Consider the following 23,326-nt stretch of genomic DNA (forward strand, 5'->3'; position numbering starts at 1 on the left):
TCGCTACTACCGTGCCGGGTATGAGCGTGCGGAAGTGGATCGAAGGCTGGCCGGTGTACCGGCAGCTGACCGGTCCCGACCGGACGGCCCGCGCCGCGGCGGCCAAATCGGACGGTTCGGAAAAATGGCACGCCCGCACCGAAGACGCCGACAAGGTGGTCAAGTCCATCTGCCCGTTCTGCGCCGTCGGCTGCGGCCAGAAGGTGTACGTCAAGGACGGCCGCGTCACCCAGATCGAAGGCGATCCCGACTCGCCCATCTCGCGCGGCAGGCTCTGCCCGAAGGGGTCGGCCAGCAAGCAGCTCGTGACCAGCCCGAGCCGCGTCACCGAAGTCCTCTACCGGCGCCCGTACGGCACCGACTGGGAGCGCCTGCCCCTCGACAAGGCGATGGACATGATCGCCGACCGGGTCCTGAAGACCCGCGCCGAGACGTGGCAGGCCGCCGACGAGCAGGGCCGTCCGCTGAACCGCACGCTCGGCTTCGCCAGCCTGGGCGGCGCGACGCTGGACAACGAAGAGAACTACCTGATGAAGAAGCTCTACACCGCGCTCGGCGCGATCCAGATCGAGAACCAGGCGCGTATTTGACACTCCGCCACGGTTCCCGGTCTGGGGACCTCCTTCGGTCGTGGAGGCGCCACGACGTTCCAGCAGGACCTCGCCAACGCCGACTGCATCGTCATCCAGGGCTCGAACATGGCCGAGTGCCACCCGGTCGGGTTCCAGTGGGTGATGGAGGCGAAGGCCCGCGGCGCGAAGATCATCCACGTCGACCCGCGGTTCACCCGCACCAGCGCGGTCTCGCACGTCCACGCGGCGTTGCGCGCCGGGACGGACATCGCGTTCCTCGGCGGCCTGATCAACCACGTCCTGTCCGAAGGGAAGGACTTCCGGGAGTACGTGCTGGCCTACACGAACGCGGCCGCCATCCTGCGTGAGGACTTCGGGGACACCGAAGACCTCGACGGCGTCTTCTCGGGCTACGACCCCGAGCGGCGCCAGTACGACATGACGACGTGGGAGTACGAGGGCGCGGCGACCGTGCCCGCGGCCGGGTCCACCGACCCCGAGCAGCCGGGCGAGCCCGGTTCGGAGGGCCAGCACGGCGGCGAGGGCCACCAGAGCACGGCCCGGGCCGACACCTACGGCAGCGGCGGCGCGGCCGTGGGGTCCAAGCCGAAGACCGACGAGACGCTGCAGCACCCGCGGTGCGTCTATCAGGTGCTCAAGCGCCATTTCGCCCGCTACACGCCCGAAATGGTCGCCGACGTCTGCGGCCTGCCGGTCGAGCAGTTCCGGGAGATCGCCGAGGCGGTCACCGCGAACTCCGGCCGCGACCGGACGACGGCGTGGGTGTACTCGGTCGGCTGGACGCACCACACGGTCGGCGCGCAGTACATCCGCACGGCGTCGATCCTGCAGACCCTGCTCGGCAACATCGGCCGTCCCGGCGGCGGCATCCTCGCGTTGCGCGGGCACGCCAGCATCCAGGGCTCCACCGACATCCCGACGCTGTTCAACCTGCTGCCCGGCTACATCCCGATGCCGCACGCGCACCAGCACCAGAGCCTCGACGAGTTCGTCGCGGCCGACGCGGGCAAGACCGGGTTCTGGGGCAACATGCGCTCCTACGCCGTCAGCCTGCTCAAGTCCTACTGGGGCGATTCGGCCCAGCCGCACAACGACTTCCGCTTCGACTACCTGCCGCGCCTGACCGGCGACCACGGCACGTACGCGACCGTGCAGAAGCAGATCGAGGGTGAGTGCAAGGGCTACTTCCTGGTCGGGGAGAACCCGGCGGTCGGCTCGGCCAACGGCAAGTTCCAGCGGCTCGGCCTGGCCAACCTCGACTGGCTCGTCGTCCGCGACCTGCAGATGATCGAAAGCGCGACGTTCTGGAAGGACGGTCCGGAGATCGAAACGGGCGAGCTGAAGCCCGAGGAGATCGGCACCGAGGTCTTCTTCCTGCCCGCCGCCGCGCACACCGAGAAGGACGGCAGCTTCACCAACACCCAGCGCCTGCTGCAGTGGCACCACAAGGCTGTCGAACCGCCCGGCGACGCCCGCAGCGACCTGTGGTTCTACTACCACCTGGGCCGGATCATCCGGGAGCGGATCGGTGACGACCCGCGCGACGCGCCGTTGCGCGACCTCACCTGGAGCTACCCGGTCGAGGGACCGACCGACGACCCGAGCGCGGAGTCTGTGCTCGCGGAGATCAACGGCCACGGCCCGGACGGCCCGCTCTCGGCGTACACGCAGCTGAAGGACGACGGCTCGACCGCGTGCGGCTGCTGGATCTACTGCGGCGTCCGCGCCGACGGGAAGAACCAGGCCGCGAACCGGCAGCCGGGCAGCGAGCAGGACTGGGTCGCGAAGGGCTGGGCGTGGGCCTGGCCGGCGAACCGGCGGATCCTCTACAACCGCGCGTCCGCCGACCCGGACGGAAAGCCGTGGAGCGAACGGAAGAAGCTGCTCAGCTGGGACGCGGAGCAGGGCAAGTGGGTCGGCCCGGACGTCCCGGACTTCGAGCCGACGAAGGCACCGGACCACGTGCCGCCCGAGGGAGCCAAGGCGCAGGACGCGCTGGGCGGGCGGGACCCGTTCATCATGCAGACCGACGGGAAGGCGTGGCTCTACGTCCCGGCCGGCCTGGCCGACGGCCCGCTGCCCGCGCACTACGAGCCGTTCGAAAGCCCGGTGGAGAACGCGCTGTACAGCCAGCAGGAGTCGCCGACCCGCCAGACCCTCGAGAGCCCGTCGAACCCCTACAACCCGGCGCGGAGCGAGGTTTACCCGTACGTGTTCACCACCTACCGGCTCACCGAGCACCACACGGCGGGCGGGATGAGCCGCACGCTGCCGTACCTTTCGGAACTGCAGCCCGAATTCTTCTGCGAGGTTTCGCCCGCGCTGGCGGCCGAACGCGGCCTGGAGAACGGCGGCTGGGCGACGATCGTCTCGGCGCGGACCGCGATCGAGGCCCGCGTGCTCGTGACCGAGCGCGTGAAGCCGCTGAAGGTCCGCGGCCGGACCATCCACCAGGTCGGGCTGCCCTACCACTGGGGCCCGAACGGACTCTCGCGCGGCGACGCGGCGAACGACCTGCTGTCGATCGTGATGGACCCGAACGTGCACATCCAGGAGTCGAAGGCGGCCACCTGTGACATCCGGCCGGGACGCCGCCCGCGCGGCGCCGCGCTGCCGGCCATGGTCGAGGAGTACCGGAGGCGAGCCGATGGCTGAGTACGGCACCCAGCCCCGGATGGGGTTCTTCACCGACACGTCCGTGTGCATCGGCTGCAAGGCCTGCGAAGTGGCGTGCAAGGAGTGGAACGGCGTGCCCGACCGCGGCGAGCTGGACCTGCTCGGTTCGTCCTACGACAACACCGGCGCGCTGGGCTCGAACACCTGGCGGCACGTCGCGTTCGTCGAGCAGCCCAAGAAGGTCGAGTCCACTGTGGACCTCGGCATGCCGGACGTCGGCGCGCCGGCGCAGGACGAGCCGGGCGTGCGCTGGCTGATGTCGAGCGACGTCTGCAAGCACTGCACGCACGCCGCCTGCCTCGACGTCTGCCCGACCGGCTCGCTGTTCCGCACCGAGTTCGGCACCGTCGTCGTCCAGCAGGACATCTGCAACGGCTGCGGCTACTGCGTCCCGGCGTGCCCGTACGGCGTCATCGAAAAGCGCGAGTCGGACGGCCGCGCGTTCAAGTGCACCCTCTGCTACGACCGGCTCGGCGCGGGCCTCGAACCGGCCTGCGCCAAGGCGTGCCCGACCGACTCGATCCAGTTCGGCGAGCTGGACGAGCTGCGCGAACGGGCCGACGAGCGGGTGAAGACACTGCACGAGTCGGGCGTGCCGGAAGCGCGGCTCTACGGCCGTGACCCGGACGACGGCGTCGGCGGCGACGGCGCGTTCTTCCTGCTGCTGGACGAACCCGAGGTGTACGGGCTGCCGCCGGACCCGGTCGTCACGCCCCGGGACCTCCCGGCGATGTGGAAGCGCGCCGCGGTGACGGCGGCCGGCGTGGCCGCGGCCGTGGCGATGTCGTTCCTGGGACGGCGCCGATGAGCCCGCGCCGCGAACGGGCGATGGTCGAGCCCGCCGAGTTCAAGTCCTACTACGGCAGGCCGATCCTCAAGGAACCGGCGTGGAAGCAGCCGGACGTGCCGCTGTACCTGTTCCTGGGCGGCGCGGCGGGCGCGTCGGCGACGATGGCGGCGCTGGCCGACGTCACCGGGCGGCCGGGCCTGGCCCGCGTCGGGCGCCTGGTCGCGTCCGGCGGGTCGCTCGCCAGCGTCGTCGCGCTGGTCCACGACCTGGGGAAGCCGACGCGGTTCCTGCACATGCTGCGCGTGCTGAAGCCGACGTCGCCGCTTTCGGTGGGGTCGTGGATCCTGTCGCCGTTCTCCGGGCTGGCCGCGGTGGCGGCGGCGTCCGAGGTGACCGGGAAGCTGCCGCTGATCGGCAAGCTGGCCGGGGCGGGCGCGGCCGTGCTGGGGCCGGCGATGTGCACGTACACGGCGGTGCTGCTGGCGGACACGGCGACGCCGTCGTGGCACGAAGCCCACGGGACGCTCCCGGTGCTGTTCGCGGGTAGCGCCCTGACGAGCGGCGCGGGAGCGGCGATGCTGGCGGCCCCGGCGGGCGAGGTCGGCCCGGCGGTCCGCGCGGGGCTCGTCGGTGCGGTGGCGGAGCTGGTGGCCGAGCACCACCTGGAGACCGGCCTGGGCCTGGTGTCGGAGCCCTACCGGACGGGCCGCGCGGGCAAGCTGCTGAAGGCGGCCAAGGCTCTGACGGCGGCCGGCGCGGGACTGTCGTTGCTGGCGAGCCGCAACCGCGCGGCGGGCGCGCTGGCGGGCGCGGCTTACCTGGCTTCGGGCCTGTGCACGCGGTTCGGCGTGTACGCGGCGGGTGTGGAGTCCACAAAGGACCCGAAGTACGTGGTGGTGCCGCAACGGGAGCGGATCAACCAGCGGACAGGCGGCTGAAGAAGCCGCTCAAGGCGGCGGCGAGGTCTTCCGGGTTGTCCTCGGCCACGTGGTGGCCTGACTTGATGGCGTGCCCCCGGACGTCGTCGGCCCAGTCCCGCCAGACACCGAGGACGTCGCCGTAGAGGTCGGCCAGGTCGTCGTCGCTGGACCACAGAACCAGTGCGGGGCAGGAGATCCGCCGGCCCGCGGCCCGGTCGGCGTCATCGTGGGCGCGGTCGACGCCGAGCCCGGCCCGGTAGTCCTCGAGCATGGCCGTGACGGTGGCCGGATCGTGGATCGCGCGGTGGAAGTCGGCGAAGTTCTCCTCGCCGAGCCGCTCCGGCGTGTTGCGGGTGGTGACGTCGTACCAGGCGTCCGGGTCGGCGGTGATCACCCGTTCGGGCTTTTCCGGCTGGGCGAAGAAGAACCAGTGGTACCACTCGCGGGCGAACCGGGCGTCGCAGCGGGCCAGGGCTTCCCCGATCGGAACGGCGTCGAGGATGGCCACGCCCCGGACCACGGACGGGTGGTCGACGGCCAGCCGGGTCGCCACGTAGGCGCCGCGGTCGTGGCCCGCCACGAAGAACCGGTCGTGTCCGAGCCGGCGCATCAGCGCCACGCAATCGGCGGCCATGGCGCGTTTGCTGTACGGCGTGTGGTCCGCGTCGGTGGGCGGTTTGGTGGATTCGCCGTAGCCCCGCGTGTCGGGGCAGACGACGGTGAACCGCTCCGCGAGCCGGGGCGCCACGCGATGCCACGTCGTGTGGGTGCGCGGATGCCCGTGCAGCAGCAGGACCGGCGGCCCCGAGCCGCCGTGGCGGACCCGCAGCGTCACCTCGCCGACGTCGACGTGGTCGAGCGTGAAGCCGTCGAACAAGCTGCCCTCCTCATCGACGAAAACTGCCGCACCCCGGCGAACCGGGGTGCGGCAGCGGCAGGACTACGGGTCAGTCCTTGTCCTTGACGCCCTTGACGGCGTCCTTGATCTTCTCGCCGGCCTGCTTGAGCGAACCCTTGGCCTGGTCGGTCTTGCCCTCGGCCTGCCACTGCTCGTTGCCCGTGGCGTCGCCGACGGCTTCCTTCGCCCGGCCCTTGAGCTCTTCGCCCTTGTTCTCGAACTTGTCGTTCATCGGGGTGCACCTTCCGTCGCGGCGACATTTCCGGATCGGCCAGTCGCCAAAAGGGCCTTGACAAAGGAATACCCACTCGCCGCCCGCGTACACATCGTCAAAGCCAGACGAGTGCCGTGAGGGCCGTCACGCCCACCAGCAGCCACGCGACGTAGTCCCCGACGTGACCGGAATGCCCCCGGTGCAGCGCGTCGAGCGCCGTCCGGACCGGGCGCGGCCACGACGGGAGCCGGTGGGGCCAGAGGGCTGCCGCGGCGATGCCCAGGGCCAGGAGCACCGTAAGGCCGCCGAACAGCAGGCCGGACGACGTCCATTCGGCCGTCACCGGCGGCAGCGACCCGGGGGAACCGACCGCGGGCAGGACGTCGTGCAAGTAGCCCTCCCGGTCCGCTTCCTGCCGCCCGGCCGTGACAGCGGCTTCACCCAGCCAGGGGACGGCGAGCGCGGCGGCCAGCACCGCCACGATCGCGGCGGTCATCGTCGCCGGCGTGCGCTCGATGCGGCCGCCCGTCTCGGGTTCCTCGTCGGTGCCCGGGGTGCGGTCGCCGTCGTCGCGGCGCGGAGGCCGGCCGCGTCCGAAGTAGACACCCAGGCCGGCCCGCAGGACCGCGCCCGCCGTCACCGCGGTGACGACGACGAACACCGCCACGAGCCAGCCGTAGCCGGTCTCCTCGAGCGCGTGCTCGGCCACGTCCTTGCCGAACGCGATCCCGAACGGCGGCAGCCCGGCCAGGACCAGGCCCGCCAGCAGGAAGAGCCCACCCTCCAGCCGCGAGTGCCCGCACTTGCCGAACAGCTCGTCTTCGTCGACGCTGCCGTAGCGGTCCTTGAGCGCCCCGACGAGCAGGAACAGCGCCGCCTTGGCGCCCGCGTGCCCGGCCACCGCCAGCAGGAACCCGGTGCTCGCCGCGCCGTCCGCGGCCGCCAGTCCACAAAGGAACAACCCGGTGTGCGCGATCGTCGAGTAGGCCAGCAGCCGTTTCAGGTGCCGCTGGGTGAAGCACAGGACGGCGCCGAGCACCGCACTCGCGATCCCGAGCACCAGCAGCACCCGGGCGAACGTGCCGTCGTCGAGCACGCCGCCGAACACCGTGCGCCGCACCCGGAGCACGCCGTAGGCACCCAGCTCGACCATGACGCCGGAGAAGAGCACGCACACCGGTGTCGGCGCGACCGCGTGCGCGTCGGCGAGCCAGAAGTGGAACGGCACCGCGGCCGCCTTGACCAGCAGCCCGGTGCAGACGAGCACGAACGCGGCGAGCACCAGCGCGTCCGCGGGCTTGCCGTCGAGGGCGACGCCGAGCTGCGCCAGCCCGAGCTGCCCGCCGCGCGCGTACAGCAGGCCGATGCCCATCAGCGTGAAGTACGCGCCGAGCGAGTTCACCACGCCGAAGTTCAGCGCGCCCTGGACGGAGTCGGCCTCCTCGACGCGGTACCCGGTCAACGCGTACGCGACGCCGCTCATCAGCTCGAAGAACACGAACAGGGTGAACAGGTCCCCGGTGAGCAGGAAACCGAGCATGCCGGTGAGGAACAGCAGCATCATCGCGTGGTAGCGGGCCTCGACCGCCTCGAAGTAACGCCAGCTGTAGACCAGCGCGCACGTCGTCAGGAACGACGCCAGCAGCGCCAGCGTCGTGTTCAGCCCGTCGGCGGCCAGGACGATGCCCAGCGAGCGGGCGCCGTCGGGTCGGTGGCCGCCCAGCCAGACCACCACCCGGCCGTGCTGGACGGCGGCGAGCAGCACGGCGCTCAGCACCGTGGCGGCCAGCGCCGCGGCGGTCGCGAACCCGTCGGCCACCACCCGCGGCAGCTTCATCCCCAGGCCGAGCAGCAGGCACGCGGCCAGCAGCGGCAAGGCGACGATGAGGGACGGCAGCGCGGACATCGCCTCAGCCGCGCAACGCGCGCAGCTCGTCGGGATCGACCGTCCCGTGGCGCTTCGAGATCTGGATGGTCAGGCCGAGCAGCAGCGCGGTGATCGTCGCCGACACGACGATGTCGGTGAGCGTCATCGCCTGCACCATCGGGTCGACGACCGGCTGCCGCTGCCCTTCGACCACGATCGGGGCGCCGGCCTGGTCCTGGTAGCCGATGCCGAGCAGCAGCACGTACGTCCCGGCCTGCGCCACCGAAAGCGAGACGACGGTGTGCACGAGGTGCCGGCTGCGCACGATGCCCACCGCGCCGACCAGCAGCAGCCACCCGGCCACGCCGTAGCAGGCCATCCCGATCACGCGTTCTCCTCCCGGATCAGGCCCTGGCCGAGGAACTGGGCCAGCAGCACGACGAGCCCGGCGGCGACCTCGATCCCGACCAGGACGCTCAGCACCGGCACTGTGCCCGCCGACAGCAGCGAGCCGAACTCGCCCTTCGGCAGGACGTTGGCGAGGAACGCGCCGCCCGCGACCAGGCCCACCAGCCCGGTGACGACGTACAGGCCGGTCGCCGCCGCCTCGGCGTACTCGCACCAGTCGATCGGCCGCAGCCGCGCGAGCGCCGGGTAGCTGCCGGAGATGTAGAGCAGGTGCCAGCCGGTGGCCAGCACGACCCCGCCCTGGAAGCCGCCGCCGGGGGTGAGGTGACCGTGCGCCACGACGTCGAGGCCGAGCAGCAGCGTCACCGGCAGCAGGAGGTAGCCGGCCAGCTTGACCACCGGCATGACGTACCCGCGCTGCGGTTCGATCCGCTGACGTTCCTCTTTGGACGGTTGCAGCAGCGACAGCGTTCCCACGACCGCGGCGGCGACGATGGTCTCCTCGCCCAGGGTGTCGAGCGCGCGCAGGTCGAAGTTGACCGACGACACGAGGTTCGGCGTCGCCCGCGCGAGCGCGGCGGGCAGCGCGAGGTCGCGGTAGACGTGCAGCGCGTCGCCGAACGCGGGCATCCGCAGGAACGCCGACACGAGCAGGACGGCGACGCCGAGCGCGCCGGCCGCGCACAGCCACGTCCGCGCCCGCAGCGTCATCGCCCGCCCACCTTCCGGATGGTGAGCAGCACGAGCAGCGGCACCACGGCCGACCCGACGGCCAGCTCCGAGAGCGCGACGTCCGGGGCCTGGAGCACGACGAACAGCAGCGTCAGGCACAAGCTGAACAGCGAGAGCGTGATGGCCTGCCGGCGCGGGTCCGGGGTGGCCACCACCGCGAACCCCGCGACGGCTACGAACGCGAGGGCGACGAGCAGCACGACCGTCGTCACGACGGCAGGTCCTCGTCGATCGCGCCCTGCCGCCGCGCCTCGACGCGCCCGGCGGCGGACTGCAGCACCGGACCGGTCACCGCGAGCAGCACGACGGTGAGCAGGATGGCCCCCGAGCCGAGGTTCCACCCGGTGTCCAGCGCCAGCCCGACGCCGACGAGCGGCGCGCCCAGCGTCGTCACCGGGGCGAGCAGGTGCAGCCGGTTGAGCAGCGTCCGGGCCCGCAGCATCGCCAGCGCCGAGACCACCACGACGGCGACCCCGGCGAAGACCAGCACCTGCGCGACGACCGTCATTCCGTCGTCCCCAGCAACCGGATGAACAGCAGCGTGCCGGCGAAGGCGAGGACGGTCAGCACCAGCGGCAGGATCACCGCGCTCGACGGACCGTAGGCCTGGACGAGCAGGAGCAGCGTGAGCACGGTGACCGGGCCGGCGAGCTGGAGCCCGGCCAGCCGCCCGATGGCGTCCCCGCGCGCGGCCAGCCACAACGCGGGGCCGAGGCCGCCCGCCATCAGCAGCACGGCGGCGATCAGCCAGCCGGTCACCGGCGCACCTCGTCCAGCACGCGGGAATCCCCTTCGAGCAGCCGGTGGACGACCAGCCGGCGGTCGTGCGGGGGAGTGGCGACGACCATCGTGCCCGGGGTGCTGCCGACGACGGCGGCCGCGCAGGCCGCCCGGGCTTCGTGGACCGCGTCGGGTTCGTCCGGCAGGCCGGCCGTGTCGAACCGGCCGGCACGCGGGTGCCGGACGACCTCGACCAGGGCCTGGACCGATTCGCGGACCGCCGTGCCCGGGATGGCGAGCAGCCAGCGCAGCCAGCTCGCGCGGGGCCGCCACGCCCCGCCGACGGCCTTGCGCGCGGCTCGGGCGGCGAACGCGCACGGCACCGCCGCCACGGCCGCGGCCACGAGCTCCGGCCACGACGGCGTCGAGAGCGTGAGGACCCACAGACCGGTCAGGCCGAGCCACCAGGGCAGCACCTCGAAAGCCACGTCGGCCGGGTACCCCGCGCCCGCGTCCGCCAACCGGGCTCAGCGGGCGGGCAGGTGACCGCCCATCCGCTCGATCCGCTGGATGGCGGGCTCGGCGAGGATGCCGTGGACCACCACCGACACGGCGACGGCGAGCGCGCCGACCCGCCACAGCACGTCCTGGTGGTCCACCGGCAGCCGGTTGATCGCGTAGGCGAGGTAGAAGAGCGTCCCGATGCCGCGGACGCCGAAGAACGCGATGGCCAGCGACGCCGGGCGGCCCGCCGACGACCCGAGCAGCGACACCCAGCCGATCACCGGGCGCACGACCAGCACCGCGACCACGGCGATCACGACCTCCAGGGGACGCAGGCCGCGCAGCAGCCCGTCGCCGATGGCGAGGCCGAGCCCGAGCAGGGCGAGCGGCACGAAGAGCCGTTCCAGCTGGTGGCCGAACGCGTGCAGGACGCCGTGGTAGTCGTGCTCGCGCTCCTGCTTGCGGACCACGACCGCGGCGGTGAACACGGCGACGAACCCGTTGCCGTGAGCCAGCTCCGAAAGCGCGTACGGCAGGAAGGCGAGCGCCAGCAGGACCAGGCCGTCACCGTATTCGGCGAGGCGCAGGCGGTCCGACGACGTGTGGAAGATCGCCCAGCCGAGCCCGCGCCCGGCGACCAGGCCGACCACCACGCCGGTCACGACCGGCAGCAGCAGGTCGACGAGCACCCACGAGAGGTCCAGGTTCGGCCTGCTGCCCGCCATCGCCAGCCCGAGCAGCACGAACGGCATGGCCAGCCCGTCGTTGAACCCCGCCTCGGTGGTCAGCGTGAAGCGGATTTCGTTGTCCCTGGCCAGTTCCGGCTCGACGTCCGGGTGCGGCACGCCGATGTCGCCCGCCAGCACCGGGTCGGTCGGCGCGAGCGCCGCGGCCAGCAGCAGGGCCACGCCGGGCGCCAGCGCGAGCCACCAGTAGCCGAGCGCGGCGATCGCCAGGATCGACAGCGGCATGGTCAGCGCGAGCAGCCGCCAGGTCGACCCCCAGCGCTTCAGGCCGAACCGGCGGTCCACGGACAGGCCCGCCCCGGCGAGCGCGACGAGGATCCCCAGCTGGGTGAACGATTCGACGCCGTGCAGGTGGGCGGCGGGGTCGCTCCAGCCGTTGCCGTAGGGCGCGGGCAGCGGGAGCAGGCCCAGCACGATCCCGGCGATCAGCATCACCAGCGGCACCGAGAAGGGCCGGTCCGCGACGAGCTTCGGCACGATCGCCGCGGCGAGGGCCAGCAGCCCGGCCACCCCGAACAGCACGGTCAACGACGACAATGTTTCCTCCAGCCCGCTCGTGCCGTGGTGCCGCCCGGGCGGGAGGTCCGTGCGCGCGGTCCCGGCCGAGCGTGAGCCGGGTTCCGCCGATGCCCCCGCCCGGTGCGGATGCGGGTAGCGTGGCCGGGAGGTGACGTCGTGCCCGGGGTTCCCGGTGTGCGGGCGGCGAAACCGGTGAGGAGGCGGCGTGACGGCGGCGAACGGGGCCGGTCGGCCCTGCCGGTTCTGCGGCTCGGTGCGCGGCCCGCGCGTCCCCGGCAAGGCCGGGCCGATCTGCGTGGAGTGCGTGCGCGCCGGGCTGAGGGTCGTGCGCGACGGCGCGGACCGCGAGACGCCGAGCGGGGACGTGCTGGCGGCGGTGACGTCGCCGCTGGCCGCGGTGTGCGAGTTCTGCGGCCGCCGGGAGCGGCGGACGTTCCTCGGGCTGCGCCGCCCGCTGCTGCGGGTCGACTGCGCCGCGCGGGACGCGGTGATCTGCGCCGACTGCCTGGACCACGCGGGTGACGTGCTGAACCTCGCGCTGCGTCACTGACGGTGTTTCCGGTCTGTCCACTCGGGTAACCGGGCGCCATGACGTCCACCCACCTGACCCGGCCGGTGACCGCGTCGGTCACCGAAACCCTGCGCGTCGCGGCCGAAGTGGCGCTGCCCACGCTCGCGGGCGGCGTGATCAAGCGCCGTCCGGCGGCGATGGGGCTGGCCGGCAAGCTGCAGGTCGACCGCCCGGCCGTCAAGCTGCTGTCCCGGCTGCGGGACCGCTACGACGGGCGCCCGTTGAAGCTGCGCGTTCCCGGCCGGTCGGTGGAACTGGTGCTGTCCGGCGAGGACGTCGGCACGCTGCTGGCCGGCGCGCCGACGCCGTTCAGTCCGTCCACAGTGGAAAAGCGGGCCGCGCTGGGCCACTTCCAGCCGCACGGCCTGCTCATCTCGGACGCCGAAGACCGCCGTCCGCGGCGCCGGTTCACCGAGGCCGTGCTCGAACCGGGCCGCCCGCTGCACGAACTGGCCGCGCCGTTCGCCCGCGCGATCGCCGGCGAAACCGCCGTCCTGCTCGGCGAGGCCGGTTCGAAGCTGACCTGGGACGCCTTCAACGTCGCCTGGTGGCGGCTGGTGCGCACGATCGTGCTCGGGCCGGAAGCGCGCGACGACGAAATGCTGACCGACCTGCTGGAGCGGCTGCGGCTGGACGCGAACTGGGCGTACGCGCACCCGCGGCGCAAGCAGCTGCGCGAGCGTTTCCACGCCCGGCTGGCCGGACACCTCGGCCGCGCCGAGCCGGGCAGCCTGGCGGCGGCGATCGCCGGGGCCGGCGACGACGGCACCGCGGCCGACCAGGTGGCGCACTGGCTGTTCGCCTTCGACGCGGCGGGCATGGTGACGTTCCGGACGCTGGCCCTGCTGGCCACCCACCCGGCGGCGCTCGAGCGGGCCCGCACCGAGCTGCCGGACGCCGATCCGGCCGAGCCGCAGCAGCTGGGCTACCTGCGCGCGTGCGTGCTGGAGGCGGTCCGGCTCTGGCCGACGACGCCGATGATCCTGCGTGAGACGACGGAGGAGACGGGGCGGGGACCGGTGGGCACGACGGTCCTGATCTACACCCCGTTCTTCCACCGCGACGCGCAGCTGCCGTACGCGGACCGCTTCGAGCCGGACATCTGGCTGGACGGCCGCGCGGAGGCGAACCCGGCGCTGGTGCCGTTCAGCGCGGGCCCGGCGATCTGCCCGGGCCGTGACCTGGTCCAGTTCTGCACGAGCACGGTGCTGGCGAACCTGCTGCGCGAGCACGCGTTCGAGCAGGTCTCCGGTCCGGTCATCGCCCCCGACCGCCCGCTCCCGGCCACCCTGGACAACTTCCACCTGGAGTTCGGGGTGAGCCGGAACGCTCCGTAGCCGTTCGTCCGCGGCCGTAGCGAATAGGCCGGTTTGCCCGACTACCCCGTGGTGAGTGGAACAGATGACGCGGAGCAGCGTCCTCCCGTCGGCCCGATCCCGCAGTGGGTGATCGCCGCCGGTGTGCCGGCCGTGGTCCTGCTCGCGGCCGCGGCTGCCTGGCTGCTGGTGCGCAGCGGAGCGACCGGCGACCGGCTGGACGCGATCCGCACGGCCGCGGTCCTGGGCGTGGGCTTCGCGGGCACGATCGCGCTGTGGCTCGCGGCTCGCCGGCAACGCTCGACCGAACTGGACCTGCTCCGGAAGCACGAGGCGCACCAGCTGGCGAAACGCGCCTTCGCCCAGAGCGAGTTCGACACGCGCGAACGGCGGTCGGCCGATCTCTACCTCAGGGCCGTCGAGCAGCTGGGCTCGGGCACGGCCGCTGTCCGGCACGGGGGTCTCTACGCCCTCGAACGGATGGCCCAAGCCGACCCGAGCCGGCGGCAGAACGTCGTCGACGTCGTTTGCGCCTACCTGCGGGCCCCGTTTCGGCTGCCGGACGAGTCGCGTCCGGAACTCGAGGACGACGCCCGCGGTGAACGCCAAGTGCGCCTCTCCGCGCAGCGGGTCCTGACGAGACACCTGAGTGCCGGCGAGCAGACCGGCACCTTCTGGGCCGGCATCGACCTCGATCTCGCCGGTGCCACCCTGATCGACTTCGTCCTCAGCGAATGCCGGATCCGCAACGGGGTCTTCACCGAGGCCCGGTTCGTCGGCGACGCTTGGTTCACCCGGGCCGAATTCGCCGGGGAGGCGCTGTTCGGCTGGGCTTCGTTCCAGGGGGAAGCGTGGTTCGCGGGATTCAGCGTCGCCGGGGAAGCCAGCTTCGGCGGTGCGGCCTTCGCCGCGGACGCCCGGTTCGACACAGCGGAGTTCGCCGGGGAAACGTGGTTCACCGAGGCGAGCTTCGCCGGCGACGTCCAGCTGACCGACGCGAAGTTCGCACGAGGTGTCCCGGAGCGCCTGCGGGAGTACCTGCCGTCCGCGGACCAGCCGTGAACGGGCGGGTGGGACGGGGCCGGCCGGCCCCGTCCCACCCGCCGGAGTCACGCCGAAGCGGTGAACACGTACGAACCCGCGGGCACGAAGTACGACCCCGCCGAGGACGGGACCGCTTCCGGCGGCGGCGCCACCGAACCCGGCTGGGAAGTCGGCACGCGCACCGTCGCCGACGAGCCCGCCGGAACCGTCACCCGCAGCGTCAGCTTGCCGCCCGAGATCGACCAGTCGCTGGCCGCGGACCCGTACGGCGTCTCGTACGCCGACTTCGCCGACGTCAACCCGCCGCCCGGTTGCGGCGCCACCAGGAGGGACGCGTAGCCCGGCGACGCCGGTGAGAGCCCGCCGACCGAGCGGTACAGGAAGTCGCCCACCGAGCCGAGGCCGTAGTGGTTGAACGAGTTCATGCCCGGGTCGTTGAACGAGCCGTCCGGCTTGATCCCGTCCCAGCGCTCCCAGATGGTCGTCGCGCCGTGGCCGATCATGTAGCCCCAGCCGGGGAAGCCCGGCTGCAGCAGCACCTGGTACGCCGTGTCGGCGTGCCCGTGCGCGGCCAGCACCGGCAGCAGGTTCTCCACACCGAGGAACCCGACGCTCAGGTGCCCGCCGGTCGCCGCGACCTTCGCGGCGAGTTTGTCCGCCGCCGGCTGGACGCGTGAAGCCGGCAGCAACCCGAACGCCAGCGCCAGGACGTACCCGGTCTGGGTGTTCGCCCCGACCGTGCCGTCCGCCTGCGAGAACCGATTGGTGAACGCCGTCCCGATCTGGTCGGCCAGCGTGCCGTACTTCGTCGCCTCGGCGGTGTGCCCGGTGGCCGCGGCCATCCGCGACACCAGCCGCGACGACCACGCGAAGAACGCCGTCGAGATCAGGTCCTGCGCGGTGTTGTCGTTGACGTTGAGCCAGTCCCCGTAGGTCTGGTGGTCGCGGATCATGTCGGCCCCGGACGTCGAGCGCAGGTACTCGACCCACTTCACCATCGCGGCGAAGTGCTCGTCGATCACGCCGGTGTCGCCGTAGCGCTGCCACAGGGTGTAGGGCACGATGACGCCCGCGTCGCCCCAGCCCGCCGTGCCCGAACCGCTCAGCACACCCGGCGCGACATCGGTGAACGACCCGTCGTCGTGCTGCGCGTCGACCAGGTCGTCGCTGAACTTGCCGAGGAAGTTCGCCACGTCCAGGTTGAACGTCGAGGTGCCGGCGAAGATCCCGATGTCGCCGGTCCAGCCGAGCCGCTCGTCGCGCTGCGGGCAGTCGCTCGGCACGGACAGCATGTTCGACCGCTCGCCCCAGAGGATGTTGTGCTGCAGCTGGTTCACCAGCGCGTTCGACGTCGTGAACGTGCCGGTCTGCGCGCCGGCCGTCCACATCGCCCGCCCGGTCAATGTTGCCGCCGTCGGCGCCGACGGCAGGCCGGTCAGCTCGACGTACCGGTAGCCGTGGGACGTGAAGCGCGGCTCGTACGTCTCGGCGCCGCCGGTGCCCGCCAAGGTGAACCGATCGGTCGCCTGTGCGGCGCGCAGGTTGGTCGTGTAGATCGTGCCGTCCGGGTTGAGGACCTCGGCGTGCCGCATGGTGACCGTGGTGCCGGCTGGGCCGGTGACGGACAACCGGTTCCAGCCGCTGAAGTTCTGGCCCAGGTCGGCGACCCAGACCCCGGGCTTCGGCTGCGTCCACGCGACGGGCTTGAACTCCTGCTGCACGGTGACGCCGTTGTCCACTTGGGACACCAGGTTCGGCTTCGCGCCGGTCTTGACGCGGGGTGCCGCCCAGCTGCGGTCGTCGAACCCGGGCCGGTCCCAGCCGGTGGCGAGTCGGGCGTCGTAGGTTTCGCCCTGGTAGAGGTCGTCGGCGCGGATCGGGCCGTCGCCGGCCTTCCACGTGCCGTCCGTCGCGACGGTCGTGCTCGTGCCGTCGGTGAACGTCAGCTTCAGCTGCGCCGAGTACCACGGTTCGGTGCCGTATTTCTGGCTGCCGGCGATGCCGACGCTCCCGGAGTACCAGCCGTTGCCGACCAGCGCGCCGAGGACGTTCCCACCGGTGCGGATCTGCCGGGTGACGTCGGAAACGCGGTACTGCAGGCGTTTGGTGTAGTCCGTCCACCCGGGAGCGAGCACCTCGTCGCCGACCTTCGCGCCGTTGAGGTGGGTTTCCTGCAGGCCGAGCGCGGTGGTGAGCAGCCGCGCGCTCGCGACCGGCTTCGAGACCGTGAAGCTCTTGCGCAGCAGGGGAGCGGGGGCAGGGGCGGCGACGTTCGCGCCCCACGGCCCGGTGCCGTACGCGGTCAGCGACCGCGCCGCCGGCCACGAGCTGTCGTCGAACCCGCGCTGCTGCCAGCCGGCCGGGCCGGTCTGGCTCGACTTCCACGACCCGTCGGTGACCACGGTCGGTCCATTGGGGACGGTCATCTTGGCGATCATCCCGGCCGGGCTCTGGGTCGTGTTCTCGGCGCTGATCGCGATGGTGTTCGTCCCCGCGGTCAGCAAGCCGCCGACGTCGAGGACGGCGGCGGTCTTCCAGGAGTCGGTGACCCGCGGCGAATCGCTGACCTGCGTGCCGTTGACCCAGACAGTCGCGGTGTCGTCACCGGTGACGACCAGCGTCGCCTTTGCGGGCGCCGCGGCCAGGTCGACGGTCTTCCGGAAGTACCGGGTGGCCGGCGGCACGCCGCCGATCGGGTCCCCTTCGGGGTACCAGACCCAGTTCGCGCCGGCGAGGTCCGGACCCGCGGTGGCGCGGCCGAGGAAGGCGCCGGTCCATTCGGCGGCCGGATCGCGCAACGCCGTTTCGAAGCGCTGCACCGGGCTCCAGCCGCTCATCCGGCCTTGGCCGTCCCAGACGCGGACCTTCCAGGTGTACGCGGTCAGCGAGCCGAGCGCGGGACCGCTGTAAGCGACGTCGGCCTGCTGCGCGGAGGTGACGCGGCCGCTGTCCCAGACGTCCTTGCCGCCGGCCGACACCAGGATTTCGTACGCGGACTGCCGTTGCTGCGCCGCCGAAGACGCGAGCTTCCAGCCGAACCGCGGCTGGTCGACGCCGATCGGGTTGACGCGCTGGCCGACCGTCGCGCTCGCGATCGAGAGCGGCGTCTGCGCCGACGGGCTCGGCGTGGCGACGCGGGTGCCCCACGGGCCGGTGCCGTAGGTGCCGAGGTCCTTGGCCGCGGCCCAGGTCCCGTCGGCGAAACCGGGCTGTTCCCAGCCGTCCGGCGCCGTCGTCGCGCTTTTCCAGCCGGCGCCGGTGGTGAGGTCGGTGGTGCCCGACGCGGTCGTCACGCGCAGCCGCCCGAGCAGCCCGGCCGCGCCGCCGGAGTTGCGGACGGCGACGGCGAGCGTGTTGGAGCCGGGCGTCAGCGCGGGGGCGAGGTCGACCGACAGCGCCGAGCGCCACGAGTCCGCGGTGCGGGCCGAAGAAGCGAGGGGCTTGCCGTTGAGCCAGACGTCGGCGGTGTCGTCGCCGGTGACGACGAACCGGGCGTCGCTGACCGCGCCGGCGGGGGCGCTGAACGTGGTGCGGAAGTACCGGGTCGCGGCCGGCGCGGAGTTCGCGGGGTCGCCTTCCGGGTACCAGATCCAGTGCGCACCGGTCAGCTCCACCGGGGGCGCGGCGCCCGCCGGGGGAACCGAGTTGGCGGACAGGACCAGGATCGCGGCGAGCGTGGTGGTGGTCGCGCGCCAAAGCTTCGAGGGCAGCATGCGGGCTCCCTTACGGCGGGGACGGGGCGACAGTATTTAAACGTTTCAAAACAGCGTGATACGTGACTGTAATCACGATTTTCCACGTTGGCAATACTCCACCGGGACGTATGGGTGGTGAATCGCTTCGACGATGTCCGATTTCCTAAATCGTTTTATGCCGAGAACGACGACGTCAGCCGGGTCGTCGGGCGGCCCTGACCCGGCGCACGACGACGAGGGCGGCCGCACCCAGCAGGACCAGGGCGACCGGTAGCGCCGTCGGCCACCACGGCCAGGCCCGGCCTTCGAAACCGGCGCCGTCGGTGGGCAGCTCGAGAACCTTCGCGGTCCACCGCGCGGTCGCGACGTCCGTGCGGCGCGAGAGCGCGCTCACCGCGGTGTCGTAAGCGAAGCCGGGCCGGTCGTGGACGTACTCGGGTTCCGGGCCGCCGGTGACCCCGCGCGTCGCGCCGGGCACGATCAGCCGGTCGAGATCGGCGTCGGCCAGTGTCGCCCGGGGCACGAACGTCAAGCCGTGCCGGGACCGGATCGGCGCGCCGTCGGTGCTCACGGCGAGCGTGCGCGAGGACAGCGACTGCCCTTCGGTGTCGAACACCGACGCCAATTCGATCTCGCCGACGCCGTTCGCGAGCAGGACGCCGATGTCGTCCGGGTCCCAACGGAAAGCGGCGTTGACGATCGCCGCCGCGTCCGGCATCGATTCGGGCGCGTGCACCGGGACGGTGGTGCCGTAGCGCGACCAGCCGATCGCCTTCGCCGCGTCGGCCGCCACCTCGCGGCCGGCGAGCCGTTCGACCCAGTGCAGCGTCCCGTCGACGCCGGACAGGATCCCGGCGGTGGTGACGACGTCGCCGTCGTCGACGAACCGCTGCCCGCGCACCCAGTGCACGGCCGGATAGTCGCCCGAGAAGGCGTCGAGCTTCAGCCAGTGCGCGGTCGCCGGCCGGCCGTCGAGCAGGCCGGCGGAGGCGAGGACCCCACCGCCGTTGCAGACGCTCAGCAGCTTCGCGCCGTTCGCGGCCTGGACGCGCAGCCACTGCTTCACGGGTTCGGTGCTCGGCTCGCCGACGTCCGGCAGCGCCGGGACGACGACGAGGTCCGGCGCCTTGGGCCCGAGCCGGGTGGCGAGGTCGGCGAAGCTCAGGTCGGGCACGAGGTCGAGACCGCCGGTCAGCGGCTTCGGCTCGCGTTTCGGCGCGACCGTGTAGACGTTGAACCGGCCGGTCGCGGCGAGGATCTCGTACGGCGCCAGCGTGTCCGAGACGACGGCGCCGCGGTCACCGACGACGACCACCGCGGTCGGCTTGGCCGGGTCGTGCGCCGGCGGCGCCGCGGCGGGCACCGGCCGGTCCGGGCCGGGGGAGTACAGGGCGTCGAACGCCGAGAGCGCGGAGACGGTCGCGCCCACGGCCGGGACCGCGAGCACGGCGACGACCAGCGCGAACCACTTCAGGAAGGTCCGCACGTCAGTGCCAGTACTCGGCGCGGCGCCACACCATGGCGGCGAGCATCAGCGGGAACATGATCACGTGCCCGGCGACCATCAGACTGCCGCCGGAGATCGCGCCGAGCCAGTACGGCACGAGCAGCGCGACGAACGGCAGGTACATCGCGGCGGCCATCTCGGCGATCCGCGGCCACGAGTGCCGGCGCAGCAGCATGGCCGCGGTCATCGCGACCGTCATGTTCGTGGCCATGACGAGCGCGTCGACGTCCGGGCGGTCCAGCCAGGACGACGGCCAGAGCGGGTGCAGGACGACCATGCCGATCAGCATGGCGGCGACCATTTCGACGTAGTGGCCGGTGAAGCGGGCGAGCTTGCGGCCGGTGGTCCGGGCCGGTGCGGTGGTGGTCATGGGTCCCTCCAGGTGTTGTCCTGGACGAGAATCCCGGGTGCCGGCCCGCCCGGGACGTGCCGGAAGTCATGACCCGGGTCATGTGACGTCAAGCTTCCCTGATCCCAGCCGGCCATCGCCTACGTGACCACCTCGACGTGGCCGATCGCCGCGCGCCACTACGTCATGCGCGACATCATGCATCGAGCATGCCGGCGTCGTCGTGCTGACGAGTCCGTGAGCCGTGATAGTGCCAAGTAGAAACTTCGTGACTATCAGCTTTGATCTGGCGGAAGCTCCAGGTCGGATTGGCCACTGTGTTTGCCGGACTCAATCTCCTTCGGCCTCTCAATTTTCTTCATCGACTCAAGTCCGATGCGGGCTGCGGCCCCCGATGTCAAGCCGGCTTCCACGCTATTGGTTGCGATGGTGGTGGCTATTCCTATCATAGGTGGGACGGCAATGAGTTCAATCTTGCGGATAATCTCATGAAGTGCCGCGAGCCACTCGATAACTGATTCCTTCGCCGACCGTGTCGCGATCGTTCGACCTGCTACGACCTCTATGTCGGCAGTGGCACCTTGTGCTACGCTGACCAACGAAGAGAACCCGCGTAGTCGGACATATGTGATTCGCTCGAGTATCGCCAACAATTGTTGCGTGATTCGAACGCGTGCTACCTCGGGAATATCCGGCGCATTTGCGACATCGAGTTTGAGAAGTCCTAGCATCTCATATACTTCGTTCAAGGTGGAGGCGACGTCGGCTTCCATTCGAGGCCCGTGCTCTGGAACTGCGAGTTTCAGAACTGAAGATAGGACCGACAAGGAGTCGAGAGCGTCTTCGGAGATGAACACTTCGGATGTGTAGGGATGACAGTCATTCACCGCAATGCCGAAGATCGGCTTTGCCCACTCGTCGCGTCGGCGTAATAATGCCTGATGATTGTGACGCTTGTGCGAGAGTGAGTATACGTTGCGCTCAACATCGCCGAGCAGTGCCGCCACTTCGACGCGTACTGAGACTCCGTCACCGCCAGTCGCAACGTAGCTGGCAATCTCGGCCCACCAGTTGCCAAGCGATTTCTGCCCATCCATGCCATGGAATAGCGAGAGCACCGTGTGCAAACGCCCGGCTGGCTCGTCGGCAACTTCTTCAAGAGACAGCAACATGGAGCTCAGGCCTTCCTTCGCCGCACGGCAACGCTGGGACCATCGTCGAACAGGTCCGTTCAAGCGTAGCTGCAACCACCGCTTCTCGGGTCGAGCGGACCTCGCGGCTGTCGATCTGCACGGGCGAACATCGACAGTGGCCTCGCGCAGCGGAAATTGCGCAGCCGGGGTTCACAACGAGTTGCGCCATTGAGAGTGTCCTGCCGTTCGCGGTTTCCTTGCCAATCGCCTGACTGTCGCAGTAGATTTTGGCGGACAACTCAGAGCAGGCCGAGGTCCCGGGCCCGCAGCGCGGCTTGGGTGCGGTCGCGTGCGCCGAGCTTGCCGAGCAGGTTCGTCACGTGGTTCTTGACCGTGCCCTCGGCGAGGAACACCTTCGCGGCGATCTCGCGGTTGCTGCGGCCGTCGGCGAGCAGGCGCAGCACTTCGAGCTCCCGCTCCGACAGCGGCACCACCAGCGGCTGCGGCGTCGGCTCGGGCAGCTCCGCGAACCGCGCGACGACTTTCGCCGCCACCGACGGCTGCAGCACGGACTCCCCGCGTGCGGCCGCCAGCACCGCCTCGATCAGCCGGGCCGACGAGACGTCCTTCAGCAGGTACCCGACCGCGCCCGCGCGAAGAGCCGCGAAGACGTCTTCGTCGTCGTCGAAGGTGGTCAGCGCGATGACCCGGACGTCCGGGTGCTCGCCGCGCAGCCGCCGGGTCGCGCCGACGCCGTCGAGGACCGGCATGCGCAGGTCCATCAGGACGACGTCGGGCTCGAGCGCGGCGACCCGGCCGAGTGCTTCCTCGCCGTTGCCCGCTTCGCCGACGACGTCGATGCCGTCGTGGGTCGCCAGGAGCGTGGCGAGCGCTTCGCGGAAGAGGGCCTGGTCGTCGACGAGCAGGACGCGGACCGGCGTCATCCGGGAACCTCCATGCTCAGCGCGCTGCCCTCGCCGGGCGCCGAGGTGAAGGCGAGCTTGCCACCCAGCTGTTCGGCGCGTTCCCGCAGCCCCACGAGCCCGAAGCCGGCCGCCGTGACGCCGTCGCTGCCGACGCCGTCGTCGCGCACCGAGACGCGCACGGACGCTTCGGCGTAGTCCAGCGCGAGGTCGACGTGCGCGGCCTCGGCGTGCTTGCGGACGTTCGTCAGACCTTCCTGCGCGGTCCGGAACAGGGCTTCGCGGTGCTCGTCGGGCAGCGGCCGTTCGGCACCGGAGATCGTCAGCTCGGCCGGGACGCCGGCGTCCGACGCCAACGCGCGCAGAGCGTCCGGCAACGGTGTCGACCGCGGTTCCCGCAGCGCCTTGACCGAGCGGCGCACCTCCGCCAGCGCGTTCTCCGCCTGCTCCTGAGCTTTCGCGAGGACCTCGTCGGCCTTGCCGGGGTCGGTCGGCAGCACCGCCCGCGCGGCCTTGACCTGCATCTGGACGACGGTGAGCGAGTGCCCGAGCCCGTCGTGGATGTCGCGCGCGACGCGGTTGCGCTCCTGCGCCGTCGCCAGCCGCTCGGCCTGCGTCGCGTAGTCGCGCAGCTTCTCGTGCGCTCCGGCGAGTTCGCCGCGCGAGCGTTGTTCGCGCACCAGCAGCTCGGTGATGACGGCCGCGAACAACACCGAAACCAGCGTTCCCAGGCCCTCCCGCAGACCTTCACCCAGCGACATCCCGAGGTGCACGAGCGGCACCACGGCGATGACCAGCGCGACCACCGGCAGCGGCAGCCGCAGCAGCACGCACTGGCTGACCAGCACGACGAGGAACAACGTCGCCCCGACCCCGGCGTTGATCGTGAACGTCACGAAGGCCAGCGGCAGCTGGACACCGACGTACGCGGCCGACCACGCCGTTCGGCCGCGCGTGCGCACCCAGCCGAAGCCCGCGGTGGCCAGTGCGGCGAACACCGCGCCGAGCACGAGCGAAACCACGGGCTCCCCGGACCCGAGGACCCCGAGCACGATCGAGAGGAAGGCGCCGCAGGTCAGCACCCCGAGGGCCCGGTTCATGGAGCCACTCTGGGGCGTGCGTGCGCCGCGGTCAACCACCGCGCACCGGGGGAAAGCGCTCTCTGCTCACGCGGCCACCCGCCGCCACACCCCGTACGCTG

22 protein-coding genes are annotated in these 23,326 nt (G+C 71.6%); 6 read left to right on the forward strand and 16 right to left on the reverse strand.

Annotated elements, in window-relative coordinates; translation table 11 throughout:
• Positions 1 to 20 precede the first annotated feature (20 nt).
• The 3 genes from fdh to nrfD are packed head-to-tail and all read left to right on the forward strand — an operon-like array spanning position 21 to position 4,997.
• Positions 21 to 3,248, forward strand: coding sequence for a formate dehydrogenase (fdh, locus tag ACIQWX_RS20310; protein WP_400872951.1), 3,228 nt, complete (start codon positions 21 to 23; stop codon positions 3,246 to 3,248).
• Positions 3,241 to 4,077: a 4Fe-4S dicluster domain-containing protein gene (locus tag ACIQWX_RS20315; protein ID WP_400872954.1), complete on the forward strand. Its 837-nt coding sequence runs from the start codon at positions 3,241 to 3,243 to the stop codon at positions 4,075 to 4,077. The genes fdh and ACIQWX_RS20315 overlap by 8 nt, the downstream gene beginning before the upstream one ends.
• Positions 4,074 to 4,997, forward strand: coding sequence for an NrfD/PsrC family molybdoenzyme membrane anchor subunit (gene nrfD / locus ACIQWX_RS20320; protein WP_400872957.1), 924 nt, complete (start codon positions 4,074 to 4,076; stop codon positions 4,995 to 4,997). The genes ACIQWX_RS20315 and nrfD overlap by 4 nt, the downstream gene beginning before the upstream one ends.
• Here the strand turns inward: nrfD and ACIQWX_RS20325 are convergent.
• The 10 genes from ACIQWX_RS20325 to ACIQWX_RS20370 all read right to left on the reverse strand — a co-directional run bounded on the left by ACIQWX_RS20325 (position 4,975) and on the right by ACIQWX_RS20370 (position 11,605).
• On the reverse strand, positions 4,975 to 5,856 hold the full coding sequence (locus ACIQWX_RS20325) for an alpha/beta fold hydrolase (protein ID WP_400872960.1): 882 nt from the start codon (positions 5,854 to 5,856) through the stop codon (positions 4,975 to 4,977). The two genes, nrfD and ACIQWX_RS20325, sit on opposite strands and share 23 nt — an antisense overlap.
• A 70-nt stretch (positions 5,857 to 5,926) precedes the next feature.
• On the reverse strand, positions 5,927 to 6,109 hold the full coding sequence (locus ACIQWX_RS20330; protein WP_364457290.1) for a CsbD family protein: 183 nt from the start codon (positions 6,107 to 6,109) through the stop codon (positions 5,927 to 5,929).
• 97 nt (positions 6,110 to 6,206) lie between these two features.
• Positions 6,207 to 7,997 carry a complex I subunit 5 family protein gene (locus tag ACIQWX_RS20335; protein WP_400872964.1) on the reverse strand — a complete coding sequence of 597 codons (1,791 nt, stop codon included), beginning with the start codon at positions 7,995 to 7,997 and terminating at the stop codon, positions 6,207 to 6,209.
• A 4-nt stretch (positions 7,998 to 8,001) separates the two neighbouring features.
• A complete protein-coding gene (locus ACIQWX_RS20340; RefSeq protein ID WP_400875831.1) occupies positions 8,002 to 8,337 on the reverse strand; it encodes a sodium:proton antiporter in 336 nt (111 codons plus the stop codon).
• A gap of 5 nt (positions 8,338 to 8,342) precedes the next feature.
• Positions 8,343 to 9,077 (reverse strand): MnhB domain-containing protein, encoded by a 735-nt coding sequence (locus ACIQWX_RS20345; protein WP_400872967.1) that lies wholly within the window; start codon positions 9,075 to 9,077, stop codon positions 8,343 to 8,345.
• On the reverse strand, positions 9,074 to 9,310 hold the full coding sequence (locus tag ACIQWX_RS20350) for a Na(+)/H(+) antiporter subunit B (RefSeq protein WP_400872970.1): 237 nt from the start codon (positions 9,308 to 9,310) through the stop codon (positions 9,074 to 9,076). Before ACIQWX_RS20350 ends, ACIQWX_RS20345 begins: the two co-directional genes overlap by 4 nt.
• Positions 9,307 to 9,606, reverse strand: a complete 300-nt coding sequence (locus ACIQWX_RS20355) for a monovalent cation/H(+) antiporter subunit G (protein ID WP_400872973.1) — start codon at positions 9,604 to 9,606, stop codon at positions 9,307 to 9,309. The genes ACIQWX_RS20350 and ACIQWX_RS20355 overlap by 4 nt, the downstream gene beginning before the upstream one ends.
• Positions 9,603 to 9,857, reverse strand: coding sequence for a hypothetical protein (locus ACIQWX_RS20360; RefSeq protein WP_400872976.1), 255 nt, complete (start codon positions 9,855 to 9,857; stop codon positions 9,603 to 9,605). Before ACIQWX_RS20360 ends, ACIQWX_RS20355 begins: the two co-directional genes overlap by 4 nt.
• Entirely contained in the window at positions 9,854 to 10,306 is a 453-nt protein-coding gene (locus ACIQWX_RS20365) for a Na+/H+ antiporter subunit E (RefSeq protein WP_400872979.1), read from the reverse strand. Before ACIQWX_RS20365 ends, ACIQWX_RS20360 begins: the two co-directional genes overlap by 4 nt.
• Positions 10,307 to 10,345: 39 nt before the next feature.
• Positions 10,346 to 11,605, reverse strand: a complete 1,260-nt coding sequence (locus ACIQWX_RS20370; RefSeq protein WP_400872982.1) for a cation:proton antiporter — start codon at positions 11,603 to 11,605, stop codon at positions 10,346 to 10,348.
• A gap of 187 nt (positions 11,606 to 11,792) precedes the next feature.
• Between ACIQWX_RS20370 and ACIQWX_RS20375 the strand changes: the two genes are divergently transcribed.
• From ACIQWX_RS20375 to ACIQWX_RS20385, 3 genes are read left to right on the forward strand one after another with little or no spacing between them, the layout of a single operon-like run.
• Complete coding sequence (locus tag ACIQWX_RS20375) at positions 11,793 to 12,137, forward strand: hypothetical protein (RefSeq protein WP_400872985.1); 345 nt, start codon at positions 11,793 to 11,795, stop codon at positions 12,135 to 12,137.
• Positions 12,138 to 12,175: 38 nt separating this feature from the next.
• Positions 12,176 to 13,495, forward strand: a complete 1,320-nt coding sequence (locus ACIQWX_RS20380; RefSeq protein WP_400872988.1) for a cytochrome P450 — start codon at positions 12,176 to 12,178, stop codon at positions 13,493 to 13,495.
• A 51-nt stretch (positions 13,496 to 13,546) separates the two neighbouring features.
• Positions 13,547 to 14,536 (forward strand): pentapeptide repeat-containing protein, encoded by a 990-nt coding sequence (locus ACIQWX_RS20385; RefSeq protein ID WP_400872991.1) that lies wholly within the window; start codon positions 13,547 to 13,549, stop codon positions 14,534 to 14,536.
• A 47-nt stretch (positions 14,537 to 14,583) separates the two neighbouring features.
• On the opposite strand, the gene ACIQWX_RS20390 is transcribed toward ACIQWX_RS20385, so the two are convergent.
• The 6 genes from ACIQWX_RS20390 to ACIQWX_RS20415 form a co-directional block, all read right to left on the reverse strand.
• On the reverse strand, positions 14,584 to 18,231 hold the full coding sequence (locus ACIQWX_RS20390) for a family 78 glycoside hydrolase catalytic domain (protein ID WP_400872993.1): 3,648 nt from the start codon (positions 18,229 to 18,231) through the stop codon (positions 14,584 to 14,586).
• A gap of 175 nt (positions 18,232 to 18,406) precedes the next feature.
• Positions 18,407 to 19,699 (reverse strand): DJ-1/PfpI family protein, encoded by a 1,293-nt coding sequence (locus ACIQWX_RS20395; protein ID WP_400872996.1) that lies wholly within the window; start codon positions 19,697 to 19,699, stop codon positions 18,407 to 18,409.
• 1 nt (position 19,700) lies between these two features.
• The gene (locus ACIQWX_RS20400; protein ID WP_400872999.1) at positions 19,701 to 20,090 is read right to left on the reverse strand and encodes a hypothetical protein; all 390 of its coding nucleotides are present in this window, start codon (positions 20,088 to 20,090) and stop codon (positions 19,701 to 19,703) included.
• A gap of 254 nt (positions 20,091 to 20,344) precedes the next feature.
• Entirely contained in the window at positions 20,345 to 21,241 is an 897-nt protein-coding gene (locus ACIQWX_RS20405) for a hypothetical protein (protein ID WP_400873002.1), read from the reverse strand.
• Between the two features lie 260 nt (positions 21,242 to 21,501).
• Complete coding sequence (locus tag ACIQWX_RS20410) at positions 21,502 to 22,146, reverse strand: response regulator (protein ID WP_400873005.1); 645 nt, start codon at positions 22,144 to 22,146, stop codon at positions 21,502 to 21,504.
• A complete protein-coding gene (locus tag ACIQWX_RS20415; RefSeq protein WP_400873008.1) occupies positions 22,143 to 23,225 on the reverse strand; it encodes a sensor histidine kinase in 1,083 nt (360 codons plus the stop codon). The genes ACIQWX_RS20410 and ACIQWX_RS20415 overlap by 4 nt, the downstream gene beginning before the upstream one ends.
• Positions 23,226 to 23,326: the final 101 nt, after the last annotated feature.

The organism is Amycolatopsis sp. NPDC098790, from assembly GCF_044759945.1.
In the GTDB taxonomy this organism is placed as follows: Bacteria; Actinomycetota; Actinomycetes; order Mycobacteriales; family Pseudonocardiaceae; genus Amycolatopsis.

What these genes read in the sequence shown, in the direction of transcription:
- ACIQWX_RS20315 (WP_400872954.1), top strand. Translation starts at nt 3,241, where the DNA reads ATGGCTGAGTACGGCACCCAGCCCCGGATGGGGTTCTTCACCGACACG.
- nrfD (WP_400872957.1), top strand. Translation starts at nt 4,074, where the DNA reads ATGAGCCCGCGCCGCGAACGGGCGATGGTCGAGCCCGCCGAGTTCAAG.
- ACIQWX_RS20330 (WP_364457290.1), bottom strand. Translation starts at nt 6,109, where the DNA reads ATGAACGACAAGTTCGAGAACAAGGGCGAAGAGCTCAAGGGCCGGGCG.
- ACIQWX_RS20335 (WP_400872964.1), bottom strand. Translation starts at nt 7,997, where the DNA reads ATGTCCGCGCTGCCGTCCCTCATCGTCGCCTTGCCGCTGCTGGCCGCG.
- ACIQWX_RS20340 (WP_400875831.1), bottom strand. Translation starts at nt 8,337, where the DNA reads ATGGCCTGCTACGGCGTGGCCGGGTGGCTGCTGCTGGTCGGCGCGGTG.
- ACIQWX_RS20345 (WP_400872967.1), bottom strand. Translation starts at nt 9,077, where the DNA reads ATGACGCTGCGGGCGCGGACGTGGCTGTGCGCGGCCGGCGCGCTCGGC.
- ACIQWX_RS20355 (WP_400872973.1), bottom strand. Translation starts at nt 9,606, where the DNA reads ATGACGGTCGTCGCGCAGGTGCTGGTCTTCGCCGGGGTCGCCGTCGTG.
- ACIQWX_RS20380 (WP_400872988.1), top strand. Translation starts at nt 12,176, where the DNA reads ATGACGTCCACCCACCTGACCCGGCCGGTGACCGCGTCGGTCACCGAA.
- ACIQWX_RS20390 (WP_400872993.1), bottom strand. Translation starts at nt 18,231, where the DNA reads ATGCTGCCCTCGAAGCTTTGGCGCGCGACCACCACCACGCTCGCCGCG.
- ACIQWX_RS20400 (WP_400872999.1), bottom strand. Translation starts at nt 20,090, where the DNA reads ATGACCACCACCGCACCGGCCCGGACCACCGGCCGCAAGCTCGCCCGC.
- ACIQWX_RS20405 (WP_400873002.1), bottom strand. Translation starts at nt 21,241, where the DNA reads ATGTTGCTGTCTCTTGAAGAAGTTGCCGACGAGCCAGCCGGGCGTTTG.
- ACIQWX_RS20410 (WP_400873005.1), bottom strand. Translation starts at nt 22,146, where the DNA reads ATGACGCCGGTCCGCGTCCTGCTCGTCGACGACCAGGCCCTCTTCCGC.
- ACIQWX_RS20415 (WP_400873008.1), bottom strand. Translation starts at nt 23,225, where the DNA reads ATGAACCGGGCCCTCGGGGTGCTGACCTGCGGCGCCTTCCTCTCGATC.